13 protein-coding genes and 2 pseudogenes are annotated in these 17987 nt (G+C 51.8%); 6 read left to right on the top strand and 9 right to left on the bottom strand.

Translation table 11 applies throughout. The annotated features are described in order from the left end of the window. Positions 1-78: 78 nt before the first annotated feature. A complete protein-coding gene (locus IEX86_RS16590) occupies positions 79-1167 on the bottom strand; it encodes an NADH:flavin oxidoreductase (protein WP_188867244.1) in 1089 nt (362 codons plus the stop codon). A gap of 154 nt (positions 1168-1321) precedes the next feature. Between IEX86_RS16590 and IEX86_RS16595 the strand changes: the two genes are divergently transcribed. Together IEX86_RS16595 and IEX86_RS16600 are read left to right on the top strand one after the other, a co-directional pair. Next, positions 1322-2200 (top strand): LysR family transcriptional regulator, encoded by an 879-nt coding sequence (locus IEX86_RS16595; RefSeq protein WP_188867245.1) that lies wholly within the window; start codon positions 1322-1324, stop codon positions 2198-2200. A 914-nt stretch (positions 2201-3114) separates the two neighbouring features. Then, a complete protein-coding gene (locus IEX86_RS16600) occupies positions 3115-3876 on the top strand; it encodes a ParA family protein (RefSeq protein ID WP_188867246.1) in 762 nt (253 codons plus the stop codon). Positions 3877-3963: 87 nt separating this feature from the next. On the opposite strand, the gene IEX86_RS16605 is transcribed toward IEX86_RS16600, so the two are convergent. The 3 genes from IEX86_RS16605 to IEX86_RS16615 all read right to left on the bottom strand — a co-directional run bounded on the left by IEX86_RS16605 (position 3964) and on the right by IEX86_RS16615 (position 5164). After that, positions 3964-4239, bottom strand: coding sequence for a nitroreductase family protein (locus tag IEX86_RS16605; RefSeq protein WP_188867247.1), 276 nt, complete (start codon positions 4237-4239; stop codon positions 3964-3966). Between the two features lie 112 nt (positions 4240-4351). Next, positions 4352-4582: a nitroreductase family protein gene (locus tag IEX86_RS16610; RefSeq protein ID WP_188867248.1), complete on the bottom strand. Its 231-nt coding sequence runs from the start codon at positions 4580-4582 to the stop codon at positions 4352-4354. 195 nt (positions 4583-4777) lie between these two features. After that, positions 4778-5164, bottom strand: a complete 387-nt coding sequence (locus IEX86_RS16615; RefSeq protein WP_188867249.1) for a VOC family protein — start codon at positions 5162-5164, stop codon at positions 4778-4780. Between the two features lie 332 nt (positions 5165-5496). On the opposite strand from IEX86_RS16615, the pseudogene IEX86_RS25785 reads away from it, so the two are divergent. The 3 genes and pseudogenes from IEX86_RS25785 to IEX86_RS16625 all read left to right on the top strand — a co-directional run. Beyond that, positions 5497-6258, top strand: a pseudogene (locus IEX86_RS25785) (PAS domain-containing protein); the annotation flags it as partial. A gap of 114 nt (positions 6259-6372) precedes the next feature. Further along, positions 6373-6807: pseudogene (locus IEX86_RS25790) on the top strand (methyl-accepting chemotaxis protein); the annotation flags it as partial. A gap of 698 nt (positions 6808-7505) precedes the next feature. Then, on the top strand, positions 7506-9722 hold the full coding sequence (locus tag IEX86_RS16625) for a beta-glucosidase family protein (protein ID WP_188867251.1): 2217 nt from the start codon (positions 7506-7508) through the stop codon (positions 9720-9722). Positions 9723-9783: 61 nt separating this feature from the next. On the opposite strand, the gene IEX86_RS16630 is transcribed toward IEX86_RS16625, so the two are convergent. The 5 genes from IEX86_RS16630 to IEX86_RS16650 form a co-directional block, all read right to left on the bottom strand. Continuing rightward, positions 9784-10446, bottom strand: coding sequence for an HAD-IA family hydrolase (locus IEX86_RS16630; protein WP_188867252.1), 663 nt, complete (start codon positions 10444-10446; stop codon positions 9784-9786). 155 nt (positions 10447-10601) lie between these two features. Continuing rightward, the gene (locus tag IEX86_RS16635) at positions 10602-11351 is read right to left on the bottom strand and encodes an ATP-binding protein (RefSeq protein ID WP_188867253.1); all 750 of its coding nucleotides are present in this window, start codon (positions 11349-11351) and stop codon (positions 10602-10604) included. Further along, on the bottom strand, positions 11348-13642 hold the full coding sequence (locus IEX86_RS16640; RefSeq protein WP_188867254.1) for a histidine kinase dimerization/phospho-acceptor domain-containing protein: 2295 nt from the start codon (positions 13640-13642) through the stop codon (positions 11348-11350). The genes IEX86_RS16635 and IEX86_RS16640 overlap by 4 nt, the downstream gene beginning before the upstream one ends. Before the next feature lie 1477 nt (positions 13643-15119). Then, positions 15120-15545 (bottom strand): GNAT family N-acetyltransferase, encoded by a 426-nt coding sequence (locus IEX86_RS16645; RefSeq protein ID WP_188867255.1) that lies wholly within the window; start codon positions 15543-15545, stop codon positions 15120-15122. Positions 15546-16416: 871 nt separating this feature from the next. Then, complete coding sequence (locus IEX86_RS16650) at positions 16417-17850, bottom strand: aldehyde dehydrogenase family protein (protein WP_188867256.1); 1434 nt, start codon at positions 17848-17850, stop codon at positions 16417-16419. On the opposite strand from IEX86_RS16650, the gene IEX86_RS25435 reads away from it, so the two are divergent. After that, positions 17849-17974, top strand: a complete 126-nt coding sequence (locus IEX86_RS25435; protein ID WP_268239870.1) for a hypothetical protein — start codon at positions 17849-17851, stop codon at positions 17972-17974. The genes IEX86_RS16650 and IEX86_RS25435 overlap by 2 nt on opposite strands. Positions 17975-17987: the final 13 nt, after the last annotated feature.

Here is a 17987-nt window from a genome sequence, read left to right on the forward strand (position 1 = left end):
GAGCAGAACGGCCAGACAGGTGTCTGGCCGTTTGGGTGGCTGTATCGCTTGAATATTACTTTGGTAAAGGCCTAGACATCAGAGTGTTTCGGATTCTTTGATATGGGCAATCGAGCCTAGCAGGTTAGGATCGAATTCGGCCAATGCCTGTGAGTTCTCCACTTTTTGTGGCCAGTCGGGGTTGGCGAGCGCTCCGCGTCCAATGGCTACCAGATTGGCGCCGTCTTCCAGAGCCTGTGCTGCCCGCTCCGGATCATGCAACTTGCCGTTGGCAATGACTGTAACGTTAGGGGCATAGCGGCGTGCCAAGGCTGCAAGGCTGGGCCCTTGGCCAAAAGCGGACTGCCACGCTTCGTGCTCCGTCACGTGGATGAAGTCGATACCCGCTTCAGCCAATGCACTAAACACGATTTCGGCACCGGCTTCGCCTTCTTTCCATTTGTGCTCGAAATCGTTCACCTTACCTTGGGAGATGCGGATCCCCACGGGCACGTCAGCGCCGACTGCAGAGCGAACCGCTTTATACACTTCAAGGCTCAATGAAAGGCGTTGGCGAATATCACCACCCCAGCGGTCATCACGCGTATTGGTGTAATCGGTAAAGAACTGGTCGAGCAGGTAGCCGTTGGCACCGTGAATCTCAATACCATCAAATCCTGCAACCTCTACCGCCCGCTTGGCTGCCTGGGCAAAGCTGCTGATGACATCAGCGATGTCTGCTTCGGTCATTGCTTTTGGCAGGGGATAAGGGCCTTGGCCACGGTAGAACGTCATCTGCTCGCCCTTGGGTTGGAGGGCAGAGGGGGCGAGGGTGCTGGTACGGAACCGATTGCCCTGAGTTAGTGCGCCAGCATGCATGAGCTGCGCAAAGACTTTGCTGCCCTGGGCATGCATGGTATCCACAAGAGGTTTCCAGGCCTGGGCTTGCACGTCATCGCTTAGCCCGGGCTGACACGCATAACCCTGAGCATAAGCCTGATCGGTATACAAGCCTTCCGTGATGATCAACCCAAACCCGCCACGTGCAAAGCGCTCGTAGTAACGATTCATGGTGTCGTTCGGTGTCCCGTCCTTATTGGCACTGACACGTGTCATAGGTGCTACGGCGAGGCGGTTATTTAACGATACGCCGTTTATATCGAAATGAGTGAATAGCGTCTTGACCATGGGATGATGTCTCCAAAGGCTTTAATGCAAAGAAAGGTTTGCCAAGCCTTTATCGATAGGCTTGAAGAGAGCGTGTGGCTACGATAGCGATATCTTGAGTACATCTGTAGTCTGCCCAAGTGAGTAACCGGTATAACGGTAGGCGTTAAAGTCTATGGATATGAAAGATGTTGGCGTCCTGGCAGCCATTGCAGTGGCGGGGAGTTTGTCAGGTGCAGCCCGACGCCTCGGTATGACACCTATGTCTGTTTCACGTCGGCTGGCAGCATTGGAGCGTGAATTACGGGTTCGGCTGATTCACCGCACAACTCGCTCCGTATCGCTGACGCCCGAAGGCGAGGCATTTTTACCGTATGCCCAGACCATGCTGGAGGCCGAGGAGGCTGCACGTGCTACGCTTTCTCCGGAGGCTTCTGGTGCTCGCGGTATGCTCAAGGTTACCGCGCCAGCCGTTTTTGGTCGCACAGTTATTGCGCCTCTGTTGCCTCAGTTATTGGCAGAACATCCCGCCTTGAAGGTTGATTTGAATCTGAGTGATAGCATTGTCGATATCGTGGGCGGCGGTATAGACGTAGCCATTCGCATTGCTCCCTTGCGAGACTCGAATCTGATCGTACGTCAGCTTGCAGTCAATCCACGTGTGTTGTGCGCCTCCCCGCAGTACCTGCGGCTCAACGGCACGCCTGTTAACTCAAGTGAATTGGCCCGTCACGCCTGCCTCCTGCTAAATGGCATACAGCACTGGTCTTTCATGGCGGAGCAGCAGGTGCGCTCGATTCGTGTCGAGGGTCGGCTTTCCAGCAGCAGCCTTGAAGGCATCCGAACGGCCTGTCTTCAAGGGTTGGGACTGGCGCAGCTGACCTATTGGGATGTGCATGAGGAATTGGCAGCAGGCTTGCTGGTAGAGGTAAGGCTGGAAGACGTTCAACCGCAGGCGCTTTCCATTTGGGCATTATTGCCTACGCGGCGGTACATACCGTTAAGAGTCAAAATTTTTCTTGAATTGTTGGAGGGACGTTTGGGCAAGTCATGAATACCTTGCCTTCTAGTGCTTGATCGCCCTGGCTGAGCGCGAGGCGTAACGTTGTTCTCTTCCATGATGTTGTGTCACCGTGGCTTGATATACGCCTTTTCTAGGAAAGCGGTGTGCAAGGACTTAGGTCTAAACTTGCCACTACCCATAATCGATACCCTATGCATTGGTAGCTTCAAGTGGCATTCCCAAGCGGGGCCCTATCCGATGGCAAGTGGGTTCTTGGATCATGAACGCGATTATTAAGGCAAGGCTAACCGAGCAGACATTGGGCATTGCCCCATCACAACTCAAGGGAATCTTAGTCGTAGCGGTGTTCTTTCATTTTTCCTTACGACACCCCGGATATGCGCTCGATAGTCAATTGTTAATTGAGGTCTTTTACAAATATATATCTGATAATACTGGATAATAGAGAAATTTAAGATTATCTATATAATAAATATAGGTTTGATATTGTTTTGATATCATTTTCAGTCATGAAATTAAAAATTAACATTATTGAAATAATAGTGTAACAAAGCGTCTGAATATGAAACTTTTCCTACCTTATTGTTATAAGAACATGGACAATTTATTTCCTTAAGGTTAAAAGGTACCTACAAAAACAAGAAATAAAACTCTTTAAAGTTTAGAGCATGTGAAATGGATATACGCATAGAAAAAATACAAGCTGAGTCCACGTGGATTGTTTGGCTGAATGATGTTCCGATCAAGTTTCACACGGAATATGAGGCCGATTCTTTTGCTCGAAAGCTTTCAACTCGCATTGATGCGCTGCAAGACGTCTGGCTGACCAGGGAAAGTTTGGCCGAGGCAGTGTAAAAGGCGGAGGCGGACTCTGGCCAAGGAGTGCCGCCCCCAAATGCAGTGCCTCACTGTCTTACAAACTCAAGGAGTAGATTTCAAGCCAAATGATTAGAGCGGTTTTCAATAAAAAGGGGGGCGTAGGCAAGACCAGTATTGCCTGCAATCTCGCAGCCATCAGCGCCGCTGAAGGTTTTCGCACATTGCTGATTGACCTGGACCCACAGGCCAATTCCACCCATTATTTAACAGGCTGTGTAGGCGACTCGGTCCCGATCGGCATTGCTGACTTCTTCAAGCAAACGGTCTCCGATTCAGCCAAAAAAGCCAAGGCTTCTATTCACGAGACGCCTTTTCATAATCTGAGCATCATTACCGCTTCCCGTGAGCTGGAAGATATTCAGATGAAGCTCGAAGCCAAATATAAAATCCAGAAATTGGGTAAATACCTTGAGAAGTTGATCAGTGAGTACGATCGTATTTACCTGGATACACCACCGGCTTTGAATTTCTATAGCGTATCGGCTCTGATTGCGTCCGACCGCTGCCTCATTCCCTTTGACTGCGATACATTTTCGCTAAATGCGCTGCGTGAGCTTTTCGTTGATATTGAAGATATCAAGGAAGACTTTAGTGACCGGCTACGTGTGGAAGGTATCGTCGTCAATCAATTCCAGGCCAATGCGGGAGTGCCTCGAGCACTATTGAGCGAGCTGGAAAAGACAGATATGCCGGTTATCCCGACCCATCTCATGGGCTCGGTCAAGATGAGAGAGTCCCATCAGCAGAGTAAGCCGCTTATCCACCTGGACCCTGGCCACAAGCTGACCCAGCAGTACAAGGCATTGTTCAATTGGCTGGAGCGCTAGCGGGTAAGCCTGTCGTCTGGTGCGCTAAAGAAGTACGTTTAGGGCAAAGGCTAATGTCCATGCGTGTATTCGAAGGCCAGCTGCCAATTACGCTTTTTCTTTGGTGCCTGGCCTTTTCACGTAAGTGAGTAGGCGCTTGCCCGGTAGTTGTAATTTAGGGAGCCTTGCGGTGAAGCCTGCATCGGCCCAATAGCCGAAGCTCACCAGAACTCGACTGGTAAAGCCCTGTTCATGCAGCCCCAACACTATATTCAGCTTGCCAATACCCAGATGAGCTGTGCCCAGCGATACCGTTCCTAGGCTCTGTACGAAAAATATCTGCGCTCGGTGATGCTCTGTTAAAAATCGATTCGGAATGCTCATTTACAACACGTAAACTCTGCTTTCTTACCGATTTTGCCTCGCCTGACCTTCGCTCTAAGACTTTTCTTACAGCCTCTGGCGTTACCAGATTGGTTTACTTTTCCATTCCGAGTCACGTAATGATGATGGTTCTTGTGTCGCACTGCTCTAGTCTTCTTGGAGAGGAAAGCGTCAACATGATCTTTCTGCTTGGAATGGCACCCAGATGTTCCTCGGTCATATCTGTATGGATACAAAGCACCACCATATGAGAAGCATTGAGTACTTTAAGCTGGTTATGGACGGATGTATTCTGAATCGACATTGCCAGACTGAGCGTGCCTTCATCTGTTGAGGCAACCATAAAGCGCCAGAATGATCGATGGATTCAGGCAAAGCAGGTTCATCAACGCCTCATGAGTGGCTTGGGACTTTTGATAAAGGTTTGAGCGTTTTGTCGCGGTACGAATTACCCGCGCAACTTTGCAGTCTCTCTAGTCATTATCAGGCTTATCTATATCAATCAGTTTGCAGGACGTATCAAAGTAAATGTTACCTTTTATGGGGTCTTATAATTCGAGATTTCGATAAGATTCATGTTCGGGTCCCGAAAGTAAACCGAGATGATCGTCCCAGTAGCACCAGTACGCTGTACAGGCCCTTCAATAATGCTAACGCCCATTGAATCCAGATGAGTCATGACGTCTTCCATCGGCGTGCGGGTAATCAAACAGATGTCGATCGCGCCCGGTGTCGCCTGCTCAGCCTTGGGCTCAAACTCTTTTCCCACTTCATGCAGATTGAATTTCTGGCTGCCAAACGCTAAAGCTTTACGTCCCTTACCAAACGTAATGACCTCCATACCCAGCACGCGGGTATAAAACTCACATGTTTGCTCAATGCTTCGAACGGTCAATACAAGGTGATCGATTCTGTCGATATGCATTGGAATCTCTTCTTGGAAGTCATATGGCTAATGCTAGTCAGGTTATAGGCTCACTCCTGTAATCAAGTCCAGCAGGTCTGTACGACATGGAGTGCTTACGACACAAAGCGGTCCTTGTACTTGTATAGCGAAGAAGAGAGGTAAGCGAAATGGGCGCATTTCCAGAGTGAACGCTTACAGCCAAAACTTACCCATAAGGCTCACGCTGTTGCCCGCTTGCTAGAGCGTTTGGCGGCACTATGGCTATCAGCCAAAAGTTGCAATTGGCCACTAAAGAAATGCACCAGATCTGCCGTTAACGAATGACCTACTCTTGGTTTAGCCGGTGCATAATGTTTAATGCTCGCTTGAAAAAGGACTTGCAAGTCCAAGCTGCAGAGCTCATTGCTTTACGTCAGATAGTCAACGGAATGAACGACTCAATGGCTGCCCTGACCCTTGATCCTGATTTTCGTATCCGAAGCGTTAATGACAGATTTCTTCAGATTCTGGGTTACGCGGCTGATCAGGTCATAGGTCGCCCGATGGCGGATATTGTGCCTCCGTATGTGAAGACACTGCCCTGTTTTCATAACTTTCGTGCAGCGGTCGCTAAGGGTCTTCCTGTCAGCGATGAATATCGCTATGTCCGCAAGGATGGAGCGCTTGCCTGGATAAGTATCCATTGGCAACCCATCCGAGATGATGAGAACAGGCTTTCCTATATTCAAGGCTTTGGTAAGGAAGTCACTAAAAGCATTGAGCTTGCCAAGGAGAACGAGCACTTTATCAATGCACTGCTGCGCTCTACAGCAGTGATTGAGTTCAACCTGGAAGGTATCGTAATCAAGGCTAATGATCTTTTCTTCCGCACAATGGGATATTCACCACAGCAAGTCATAGGCAAGCATCATCGTCTCTTTTGCACGCCAGAAGAGGCATCCTCTGCCAGTTACAGTGAGTTCTGGGCCAAGCTCAATCGGGGCGAATTTGCTGCAGGTCGCTTCAAGCGTGTTGATAGCCATGGCAATGAGGTTTGGCTTGAGGCCACGTACAACCCTGTATATGACTCGCATAACCGACTCTACAAAGTGGTGAAGTTCGCTACGGTTGTTACGGATCAGGTGCTGCGGGAGGCCGAAGTACGTGAAGCCGCTGGCATTGCCTTTGATATTTCCAGGCAGACAGACGTCATTGCTCAGCGGGGTGCCTCTGTCGTCAATAATGCCGTCGAGACCATGCAGCAGATCTCGGTCGAGATGCAGTCCGCCTCGGAAGGAATCGAAGCGCTGGATCGGCAGTCACTGCTGATCAACTCCATCGTTCAGACTATTGGCGGCATCGCTGCACAAACAAATCTCTTAGCGCTCAATGCTGCAATCGAAGCGGCTCGGGCTGGCGAGCAGGGCCGGGGGTTTGCGGTGGTCGCTGATGAAGTCCGGCAGTTGGCAGGGCGTACCAGTGCAGCGACAGAAGAGATCATAGAGGTTGTGCAGCAGAATCAGAAGATGACCGAAACCGCCGTACGTGGCATGGCCAGTAGCCGTGAGCAGGCTGCGCGTGGACTGGAGTTGGCTACCCAGGCTGGGTTGGCAATCGTCGAGATTCAGGACGGCGCAAAGCAGGTCGTGGGGGCGGTCAAGCGGTTTGCCAGTGAGCTCTAACCCGCTTAGGTCCGGCGCAAGGACCATGCTGGTCCATATATAGCAAAAGGCTTACACAAAAGAGGGAAGAGCAGCTCTATTGCTTAACCATGTTATCTCTTAATCTACACATATCGGATGGACGCAGGACGCGCTCAGTCAGGTCAAGGATGATGACCAAGCCAGGATGGCAGCTTGATACGGATATTGAGCATGGTCAGCAAAAAACCGCTTCGGCGGGTTTTTTGTTGTCTGCAAAAATAGCCTCTCTTTAGCAGCGAAAGCCTGTCGTATAAGAAGAGTATTCCTGTCATGCCGTTACGGTAGTTGATGCTGAGCCTCTGTAAGGTACCGCACCTGTATTACCTGAGCGTTATAGGCAGCATTACGGTATTGATCGCCTATTATCCTGCCCCATTTTTCTTCTGGCTGATCATGCGGCTGGCTCTCCTCGGCTAGAAGGAGGAGGGCCTTTCAGCCTCAAGACGGAAGAGCGACGTTTTAAAGAAAAGTAAGCTGAGCAGACCGGTTGAGTATCGATCAAGGACAGAGAAGACGGATTGAATTCAAGGATCGATGAGGGGGTGACGTAAGCGTCATCTCTTTCCTGTATCCCGATTCACTACGCTCCGGACATACGTGTTTAGGGTAGGTCTTTGAGCAGTGATACATCCCAGGCACATTCAATAAGAAGGTAATCGCTCGGCTCGGGACAAGAAATGAAAATAACAAACCTGCGTAGTTGTTTTTCTCTTGCAATAGTAGGTGCTGCTTTATTTAGCGTGAATCACGGTTGGGCTGCCTATTCAACCGATCACAAAGACTCAGCGGACCGTCGTGCTGAGGCTGCTGTCAAGGCAATGACGATCGATGAAAAGATATCGCTCTTGCATACCCAGGTAGGCTTCCCGTTTCCAATCGGTAACACGCCTAAGCCAGACGGAGCGGTTGGCTCGGCTGGCTATGCACCGGGAGTCCCCCGCCTTGGCATCCCCGCATTGCAGGAAAGTGACGCTAGCATGGGGGTGGCTAACCCTTCAAACATCCGCCCAAACGATAACGCTACAGCGTTGCCTTCCAGCATGATGCTGGCCGCTACGTTTGACCCTGAGCTGGCTTACCAGGGCGGCAGAGTGATCGGCACCGAAGCGCACGCCAAGGGTATTAACGTCATGTTGGCCGGCGGCGTCAATCTGGTCCGGGAGCCTCGCAGCGGGCGTAACTTTGAAAACGTGGGCGATGACCCTCTGCTGGCCGGCACCGTGGGAGGCTATGCCATTAAGGGTATACAAAGTAAGCACGTTGTCTCGACGGTCAAGCACTATGCCCTGAATGCTCAGGAGACGGGCCGCGTAGCGGTGAGCTCCGACATAAAGGAAGGGACCGCACGTGAATCCGATCTTCTGGCCTTCGAGCTTGCCATTGAAAAAGGTCAGCCGGGCTCGGTGATGACTTCCTACAACCAGTACAACGGCACCTATACATCGGAAAATGCCTTTCTCATCAATCAGGTGCTGAAGGGTGACTGGAAGTACAAAGGCTGGGTCATGTCCGACTGGGGCGCTACTGCCAGCACTGAGAAGGCAGCCCTTGCAGGACTGGATCAGGAGTCCGGAGAAAACCTGGACCCGATCATCTATTTTGGCGAGCCACTGAAGAAGGCTGTGCAGGAGGGACGTGTATCCCCGGAGCGGCTGGACGATATGGCCATGCGTGTTGTGCGCAGTCTGTTTGCCGTAGGAGCCGTTGATCATCCGCCAAAGCTAGCTGACATAGACTTTAAAGCCCATGCCAAGGTGGCCAAGGCGACGGCAGAGCAGGGCATTGTGCTCCTGAAAAACGACCGCAACCAGTTACCGCTCTCGCGTACATTGAGACGTATCGTCCTGATTGGCAGCCATGCGGATGCCGGTGTTTTATCGGGTGGTGGTTCTGCCCAGGTTACCCCCATAGGAAGCCTGGTCCTGCCAGTAGATCCTTATGTCAGCCAGGTCTATCACCCCTCATCACCGTTGAAGGCCATCCAGGCCGAAGCGCCGCGCGCCCAGGTGGTCTATGACAGCGGAGAAGATATTCAGCGGGCGGCCAGACTGGCCAAAGGTGCAGATGCCGTTATCGTTTTCGCTCAGCAATGGACAACCGAGGGAGTCGATGCCCCTAACTTGAGCCTACCAGATAATCAGGATGCCTTGATTGAGGCGGTTGCCAAGGCCAACCCAAGAACAACCGTTGTGCTTGAGACAGGCGGCCCCGTAAAGATGCCTTGGCTCAACCGAGTGCCAGCGGTACTGGAGGCCTGGTATTCTGGAGCCAAAGGTGGTGAAGCTATTGCGGGTGTCCTGTTTGGCCGTGTCAACCCGTCTGGTCGCTTGCCGGTTACCTTTCCCCAGGATGAAAGCCAACTGCCACGGCCTACCATGCGTGACCCCTCAACCACGACTTCAAGCCCTTTTGTAATACCTGACGAGTTCTTTTCAGAGAATTACAACATCGAAGGCGCTGACGTGGGCTACAAATGGTATGAGCGAGAAGGCAAGAAGCCGCTGTTCCCGTTTGGCTATGGACTGTCTTATACCCAATTCAAATACAGCAACCTCAGAGCCGAAACACATGGCCGCAAGCTGGTGCTGAGCATGGACGTTACTAACCGCGGCAAGGCTAAGGGGATTGATACGCCTCAGTTTTATATCGAAAACCCATCAAGGAAAAACGGATTCACGAGTCGCTTGGTAGGCTGGGATCGCGTTGAACTCAAGCCAGGGCATACCAAGCGGGTAAAGGTGACAGTTGACCCGCGTCTGGTTGCTCGGTTCGATGAGCGCTTCAATAGCTGGCATATCCATGCAGGGAGCTATAATGTAAGCGCTGGAGCCAACGCCATGGATCGCCCGCATAAGACACGCGTACGGCTTGATGAACGTTATCTGGCACCCTAAGAGTTAAGTGCGGTGTTGGGCAGGCCTGACAAGTGAACACCTGCAGGCCTGCTGCGCTATCTCAATGCGTAGCCGTAACCAGCCGGAATCGGCCATCCGACTCTTGCTCGATACGCACGTCGGTGTAGTGCGCTAGGCCAGGGTGGGGCACATCCAGCGGTGTCTTATGGGTAGCGGTTATGACCACAACGTCGGCGCCAGCTGCCTGCGCTGCAGTAATGCCTGCATGAGTATCCTCGAAGACCAGACATTCGCTGATATCGACCCCCAGAGCTTTTGCGCCTGCCAGGAAGCAATCCGGTGCTGGCTTGCCATGCTCTACATCTTCGGACGAAATGATGACGGCTGGCAATTCCATGCCCGCTGCGCCAAGCCTTGCTTCAGCCAGACGACGTGACGCGGAGGTGACGAGTGCCCAGCGGCCTGCCGGGAGGCTGGCAAGAAAGGCAGCGGCCCCGGCGATTTCCCTTACATCCGAGGTATCGGCTATCTCTGCTTCTGTTATTGCCCGTGTTTCTGCTTCTATATCCGCGCCGGGCGGCGCAAATCGGCGGACGGTTTCCACGGCACGTACTCCGTGCATAACGGCGATAAGATCGGCTGGATCAAGGCCGTGACCTAATGCCCACTGCGTCCAGGCGCGTTCAGCAGAGGCAATGCTGGTCAGTAGTGTGCCGTCCATGTCGAAGAGAAAAGCGGAGTAGGTTCGTGTAGGTAATGTCATCCGTAGCTCTCAGGGAGGTGAAAGTAGATATACACGACATGGTACTGAACACTCTCCCGGTGCGTCAGTAAAGGCGATGATATATCTTCAGAAGAAGTTTGCTTCATGCGTCCTGACACAAGCGAGCCGGCACTGCCATAACTCCAGCAGTGCCCCTAGAGAAGAGCGTAGATATCGGCAATGCTCACCGGCTTGGTAAAGTGATAATCAAAGCCTGCCTGCAGGGCTTTTTCTTTGTCCTGAGTCTGACCCCATCCCGTAATCGCTATAAGCAGTGTGTGTTTACCTTCCGGCAACGCCCGAATAGCCTGGGCTACCTGATGACCAGTCATCCCAGGCATGCCTACATCCAGTAACACCACATCAGGCGTGGTCGCTTTGAAAAGCTCCAATGCCTGATAGCCGTTATAAGCCAGCGATACCTCATGATCTTCCAGGCGCAACAGTTCAGCCATGGTTTCTGCAATGTCAGGATTATCGTCGACAACAAGGATACGACGGGGAGCTGCTGTCGATACGGAAGCCACCGGGATAATAGTCTCCGGTACCTTTAACGTTTCATCGTAAGGCAGACTGAGTGTGAAGCTGGCACCTTTGCCCGGGCCGTCACTGGCCACTGTAAGCGTACCGTCGTGCAGCTGCGCCAGAGATTGGGCTAGCGCTAGGCCAATGCCCAGGCCGCTATTGGTTTCTTCACTGGATTTAGGCACCTGAACAAACATCTCGAACAGGGAAGGAAGAACTTCAGGTTCAATGCCAATGCCATTATCCGATACCTTAATGGATACCTCACTGCCGTGGAGGGCCGTGGTAACTGTGACCTTTCCCCCTTGGGGCGTATATTTGGCCGCGTTGCTCAAGAGATTGATAAGAATCTGCTCAAGCCGTAACGGATCGACATTCAAGGCAATAAAGTCTGCAGGAAGCCAACCGTCAGCGCATGCTGTTTTGCCTCGTACAGGGGCTTTGTCGTATCAACGGCGGCACGTATGACGGAGGCCAAAGGTGTAGGCTGCTTACGCAACTCGATCTTGCCACGGGTGATCCGAGAGACATCAAGCAGATCATCCAGCAGCATCCCCATATGGGTCACTTGGCGTTTGATAATGTCCTGGCTCCAACGACGCTGCTCCTGGCTGATATGGCCTGTTTCCAACAGGCTGACTGCCTGACGAATAGGCGCCAGTGGATTTCTTAATTCATGAGCCAGCGTTGCCAGAAACTCATCTTTTTGCCGATCGGCTTCGCGAAGCTGCTGCTCCTGACGTTTGCGCTCGCTGATATCGGCAAACCAGACGGCCATATTACGTTGGAAGGGGGTGGCTACGATCTGAAACCACCCCTGGCAAGCATTCGTTTCCACCAGCGACTCAAACGCCTTGGGTTTGCCGCTGGTCATGACGTCACGCAACGTGCAATAGATGTCTCCTTGCATCCAGCCAACTAGCACTTCGCTGACACGGTTGTCTGTAAGCGCTAGTGCATTGGATCGTAGGGCAGTTGCTCCAGCATCATTGATATACGCCAACACGAAGTCTTCAGTCGACGCGCGCGCATCCGTCACGGGTGAGAGAATCGCGAAAGGGATAGCCGATGAGTTAAGCGCAATGTGCAGCTGCTGTTCGGAGCGTCTGGCTTTTTCCTGCTGGTTTGCGCGGTCAATAAAGAGTGCTGCCGTTGCTGCACAAATTTCGGCAAGCCGGATTTCTCGTGGAGATGGCTCGTGAATCTTCCTGAACAATATTGTCAGCCAGCCCAGTGTCTCCTGGCCGTCACGTCGTATCGTGACCTCATGGTGCGTTCTGAAACCTTCGGATTGAAGCAGCCCCATGTTCCTCGTAAGGTTGTCGGCCATACCCTGGTGGGGTATTAAAGACAGCGAGGCGTCCGATAGTCCCTTGCTGATTAGCTGCCCGGTTGTCGAAGCCGTGTCTTTTAGCCCTATGAACCCCCCCGGTGCGTCTAGCAGCTCGCATACCAGGCTCAAAATGGCGTTTAGCTGTTCAGGTAATGAGGATAGCTGTAACAGACGTTGATTGAGCGCATACAGTCCTTCTAAATCCTCGACTTGCTGTGACAGGGCCGTCTGGGCTTTTTGCAGACGCGAGACCAGGAGGTCACGCTGCTGCTCACTCTCCTGTCGCGCCGTTGCTGAAGCAATGAGCGCTTGAGCCACATCATCGATTTCCCGGATCTCAGTCTCGGGTAGATGAGGGATCTGGCGCTGACCGATAGCCAAGGCAGCGTGACGTAGCGCGCGCATAGGGTCATTAATACGTCGCGAAGCGTACCGGGTCGCCAACAACGCTACGATCAAGGAGAGTAGAAGGCCGCCACCATAGACGGCAAATGCCTTGAAGGCATTCTTGGCAACGTTCTGAGCGGGAATACCGGTAGCTACAAACCAGCCAGCCTCCTTGAGATGAACGTAGGCCGAATAAACTGTTTTACCTTCAACGGTTTGGCTGAGCCCGCTGCCTTCGTTTGTATTTTGTTTGGTTAGCGTCATGAGGGAAGACGAAGCAGGCTCGCCCTGGGTCTTCTCATGATTCTGTGTGCGTGCAATGCGTCGGCCATTCGCATCCACCACTGTAGCGACCCAATCGCTGGGTAGGCGCCGAAGGTTGATCACATTGAAAATAACGTCAGGCTTAAGCACTGCAGTCAAGACATAAATCAGCTTTCCATTACGTACAATAGGCATGCGTAACGGAATAGCCAGCGCACCTGAAGGGCCTGCGCCTAATTGCCCAATGACGGGTTTAAGGCTGCTCACGACCTGCATAAAGCTTTCTGGTTCTGCCAGAGGGCCATCTGCGCTTATATGATGAGCTGCAATCCTTCTCAGGACTTTACCGTCCGGTGTGGCGAGAATGACAGTTTTCCAACCAGGCACCAAGGGCACCACGCGCCGGATCAGTTCCTGATAATTATCAAGGTCTCCATCATCGAGAAATGGGGACTGCGAGAGAGTTTTTAGCAGGTCCAGTGAACGATTGATCTCAACTTCTATTGCCGTTGCTGCAAGACGAGTCGCTTCGAGGCTCCTTTGCTCAGCTATCGACTTTTGCTCGTGAATGATAGCGGCCAGACCGAGCCCCGCAATCAGCGCAAGCGGCGCAATGCCCGCCAATGAAACAGTCAGAAGACGTCTGCGTAAACGAACCTTACGGGTGGGCTTGCTGGGTAAAGCCAAGGGTCGATCCTCAACAAAGGTAAAGCCTGCTACACACGAACTATCCAGCCGAGCCACTGCTGATGAACGGAGCCTTATATAATACGCGATCTAGCGCAACGGCTGATGCCTTTGAATAATCGGCCCTGGCTTGGCAATAGCGTATAGTCTTGGTGACGGACAGGCTCTGCCCTCTAGACATAGACAGGTGGCTGCCCCTACGCATTGTAATGCTAGACGGCGATAAACGTACTGGGTGTGGTCTAGATTAGGCTGGCAGTAAAGCGTTCGAGAAATACCCGTGTCTTACACAGTGCTCCCGCTTCCTTTATTCATGGTAGGGCTTAGAAAACAGCTGCTATCTGGGTGACGCAAGTTCTGCCTTTTTCAGCCTTTATGGGCCAAGCACTGCTGCGATCTCGAACAGTTTTCTTTGGATATCTGTTTTGGTGTAGCCAAGGCTAAGATGTATCGATGGACTAGGGTCTGTACGAAAAGTCTTCGAGCGAAGGTCAGGCGAGGCAAAAATCGGTAAGGAAGCGGAGTTTACGTGTTGTAAATGAGCATTCCGAATCGATTTTTAACAGAGCATCACTGAGCGCAGATATTTTTCGTACAGAGCCTAGAGCGTGTCTTTTAAATCGTGTTTGCAATTCTGCCTGGGGCTGTCTTGTAGATCGATAACAATAACCCGCGGATGCTTATGAAGACCTGCAACGTTTCGTAGAGCCTAGAAGCTACTCGTGGATCACTAAAAATTACAATTATAATACCTACTGCTAATAGACGGTTCTGCCTGATAAGTGCAGTATGCTGACAGCAAACGACTTGCCCATTTTTACCATATGCCCTTTGAGTGAAGCCGACGGGCTTGGTCGTTCTTCGACTGTATGTACCGAGATTCACAGGCATTGGGTGAAAATCTTACAGTTTGCGACTGGTAATAATCGACTACATTAAATGGATGTTTCTATGTCTGGCATGCCTGATGATGACGATGACCAACTAAACCGTCGTGTTGAGTGCGAAGAGTGCGGAGAGGTTCGCTCATGCATTTATTCGCTCCATCCCGAAAGTGACACGCTTGCCTGGCTCTGTACTTTTTGTAAAACCGAACTTCAAACCCAATGAAGTTTGTGTGGTTTTCGATAAGTAAAGGAGGCTAATTTTCAGGTTATAAAAAAGCAGCATGTATAATTAATTTACGGCCCGCCCCGTATGTGTTAGCCAACTGAAATAAGCGTTTTCGATAAGGCGAATTCTCGTTTCTAAGATGAACTAGTTTGGCTGAAGACCTTGATCGGAAACAGGTTGCCTCGTCTTAAGGCTATTGGTGGTGCTAGGTGTAGCGAGTAAGCCGTGTAGTTGTTTGAGTCTAAATAGCTATTTTTCGCTACACCTAAGTGACGGCGTTTCAGTGTGATTGCAGGAATTAACCTTAATAATTACATAAAATGCCTATTGCTTAGTCTGCCCTAAAGGGAAAGAAGCCAACAAGTTAGGCTAATCTTTTTTGGAAAAAGAAGCGCTTATGCTCTGATGGGAAATTATCAAGGTGACCAAACTCAGTGAAGCCATGTTTTTGGTAGAAAGCTGGCGCTTGGAAGTCAAAGGTATCAAGCCATATTCCGATGCAGCCTTTCTCACGGGCAACGTCCTCAGCCATATTTATCAGCCGTGAGCCTATGCCTTGGCCCCTCGCTTCTTCAGGTATGGCTAGCAACTCAATGAATAACCAACGATAAAATATCTCTCCATAGAGCCCTCCAATGATTTCATCAGTGTTCTCGTCGCGGACCAGCAGAGCGATTGATTCTGGTTTTGGATCGCCCGCTTTAGAAAAATTATGAGCCCGTAGAGGCTTAAGAATAGCCGAGCGGTCATCTTCTTTGGGATGGGTCTTGATTTCGATACGCGTACTCATTCGATAGTCCTTTCGTGGCTGACAGGAGTGCCATGTATTAAGGCTTAAAGCTTAAACAGATTACAAGAAGCAGTTCTTTATTTTTTAAATCTAGATAGATATTTATAGCGCCGAGTAATATGCCGGTTTATAGCTGATTGTCTATCCGGAAAGTATGTAGAACTTACAAGTCTTGAGTTTGCCGAGATAGGCTAGATTTAATCGCTCGCAGTTATTAGAGTCACAAAGTATTCGCTCGTGAATTATTCAGGCTTTTATCCTATTACAGGCAGCAGAAGCCAGGGCAGTAGTTCAAAATAAGCCTTTCATGTTTTTCGTTATGGATTCCTCGATAACCTCAATGCCCGCGGCCTCTTCCTTATCGCCATTATGGTTGCGTTTATAATCTGCAGGGCGAGAGAAATTAGATGAATAATGTGCAGTGTGGTTGGCTGATAGTTCTGGGGGAAATAATCCCTGTGTACTCTTTCGATTCAAGTGGTTAATTGTAGACTATGCCGTAAAATAACTTTAGGAGGCTTGGATTTGATAAGGATGAATTACCTAATAAACAGAAGGGTGTGCTTATCAAAGGGGGACTCTTTCCATAGTGGAGCACTAGCCAACAGGTGGAAAGATTTTCTGCGTGCGATACTAACCATGCGCGCTTGGCCCGTCTGGATCAGAGCCTGAAGTTCATCGCCTGATCCGAGATCTTGCTCGGTCATACCTTGCGCAGCTGTTTACCTTTATGCCGGAGGAGAGAGCCGGAAGGTAAGGGTGTCCTGACGGCCAGGGCTTTGTGAGTAAAGAGATAGACTATTAACCACTCGACGACCTGCTGATCGTCGAGTGGGTACCGCAGGTGAGCCGCGCCAGTATGGGTGCGGCTTCAGCCCAGGCAACGCGTCACATGTTTGACCGATTGGTAAGAGGCTAGTCCCCAAGGCCCGAGTTCACGGCCGATACCGCTGCCCTTAGTGCCACCCCATGAAGTTTCAACGAAAACCGCCTGGATAGAGTTAATCCACACATGACCGACCTCCAGGGCCTCGGCGATCCGCTCGGCACGCTGCAGATCGGCGCTGGCGACGGTGGCAACCAAGCCAAAGCGGCTGTCGTTAGCCAGGGCTATTGCCTCCGCCTCGCTATCAAACCGGCGAGCACAAAGCACCGGGCCAAAAATTTCCTCGACCCATAAACGGCTGTCGGTTGGCACATCGACATAGAGTGTTGGAGCAACGAACCAGCCTTGACGATCCAGGGTTGTACCGCCGGCCAGGCAGTTGAGGTTTTCCTCTTGGGCGATGGCAAAGTATTCCCCGACCTTACGCCATTGCGCATCGCTGCTCAGTGGGCCCATCTCGACCTCTTCAGTGAGCGGATTGCCGACGCGCATCTTTTTCATAGCCTCTGCCAAGCGGGGCAGGAGTGCACCGGCAATGCCGTTTTGAACCAGAAGACGGGAGGTGGCCGAACACATTTGCCCCGCGTTCCAGCAGATACCGGCGATGATCCATTCAATGGCCTGATCGACATCGCAATCATCGAAAACAATGATCGCTGACTTCCCCCCTAGCTCAAGAGTTACAGGCCGACAATGGTCGGCAGCACTATGCATGACCTGGCTTCCAACAGTGTTACTGCCGGTAAAAGACAGTTTGTCGAGCCCGGCGTGGGTGCTCAGGGCCCCACCGACTGTTGCTTTGCCTCCGACGATATTCAGCACGCCCGCAGGTAGATCCAGCTCGTCGGCAATATGGCCATAGGTCTGCTCAATCAGCGGGGTAACCTCTGAGGGTTTCAATACCACGGTACAACCGGCCGCCAAAGCTGGCGCGATCTTCCAGGCGCTGGTCACCAGAGGGAAGTTCCAGGGCACGATCAGGCCGACCACGCCAATCGCTTCCAACCGCGTGTGGGCGCTGAACCCAGGGGCAGCCAAGGCGACAGGGCGATTCTGCTGATCAGCCAGGCCTTCGGCGAGATGGGCGTAATAGCCAAAGGTTGCTATGGCGTCGTCGATATCGATTTCGGCCTCGTGGCGCGGCTTGCCGTTGTTGCGCATCTGCACGTCGATCAGCGCCTCGCGCCGCCTGCTTATGCTTTCAGCGAAGCCGCGTAGGTATCCGGCCCGTTCGCCAGTTGCGCTGGCCTTCCAGGCGGGTAGCGCCTGGCGGGCGGCGTTTACGGCTTGGTCGACCTGGCCAACGCTGGCGGCGCGAAGCTCGGTGAAAGGGTGGGCGCGTGATGGATCGAAAACGCTGAGGATGTCAGTGCCTTCGCCAGCGACCCAGTGGCCGCCAATGTAGTGAGGTGTGTTCATGTTGAGACTCCAGCAGCCGCGCCTAAGCGCGACAGAAGATAGCCTGCATGCGTTGATTCAGCATCTGCAGGCACTCGGGTTAAAGGACGAAGAGGAGCAGGGTGTTAACACCCAAGGTCTGTAGTTGCCTGACAGCC

Origin of the sequence: Pseudomonas asuensis (assembly GCF_014646755.1) — a bacterium.
GTDB lineage: Bacteria > Pseudomonadota > Gammaproteobacteria > Pseudomonadales > Pseudomonadaceae > Chryseomonas > Chryseomonas asuensis.

Coding starts and splice junctions, on each gene's coding strand:
- IEX86_RS16590 (WP_188867244.1), bottom strand. CDS start 1,167: ATGGTCAAGACGCTATTCACTCATTTCGATATAAACGGCGTATCGTTA.
- IEX86_RS16595 (WP_188867245.1), top strand. CDS start 1,322: ATGGATATGAAAGATGTTGGCGTCCTGGCAGCCATTGCAGTGGCGGGG.
- IEX86_RS16600 (WP_188867246.1), top strand. CDS start 3,115: ATGATTAGAGCGGTTTTCAATAAAAAGGGGGGCGTAGGCAAGACCAGT.
- IEX86_RS16605 (WP_188867247.1), bottom strand. CDS start 4,239: ATGAGCATTCCGAATCGATTTTTAACAGAGCATCACCGAGCGCAGATA.
- IEX86_RS16610 (WP_188867248.1), bottom strand. CDS start 4,582: ATGGTTGCCTCAACAGATGAAGGCACGCTCAGTCTGGCAATGTCGATT.
- IEX86_RS16615 (WP_188867249.1), bottom strand. CDS start 5,164: ATGCATATCGACAGAATCGATCACCTTGTATTGACCGTTCGAAGCATT.
- IEX86_RS16625 (WP_188867251.1), top strand. CDS start 7,506: ATGAAAATAACAAACCTGCGTAGTTGTTTTTCTCTTGCAATAGTAGGT.
- IEX86_RS16630 (WP_188867252.1), bottom strand. CDS start 10,446: ATGACATTACCTACACGAACCTACTCCGCTTTTCTCTTCGACATGGAC.
- IEX86_RS16645 (WP_188867255.1), bottom strand. CDS start 15,545: ATGAGTACGCGTATCGAAATCAAGACCCATCCCAAAGAAGATGACCGC.
- IEX86_RS25435 (WP_268239870.1), top strand. CDS start 17,849: ATGTTGAGACTCCAGCAGCCGCGCCTAAGCGCGACAGAAGATAGCCTG.
- IEX86_RS16650 (WP_188867256.1), bottom strand. CDS start 17,850: ATGAACACACCTCACTACATTGGCGGCCACTGGGTCGCTGGCGAAGGC.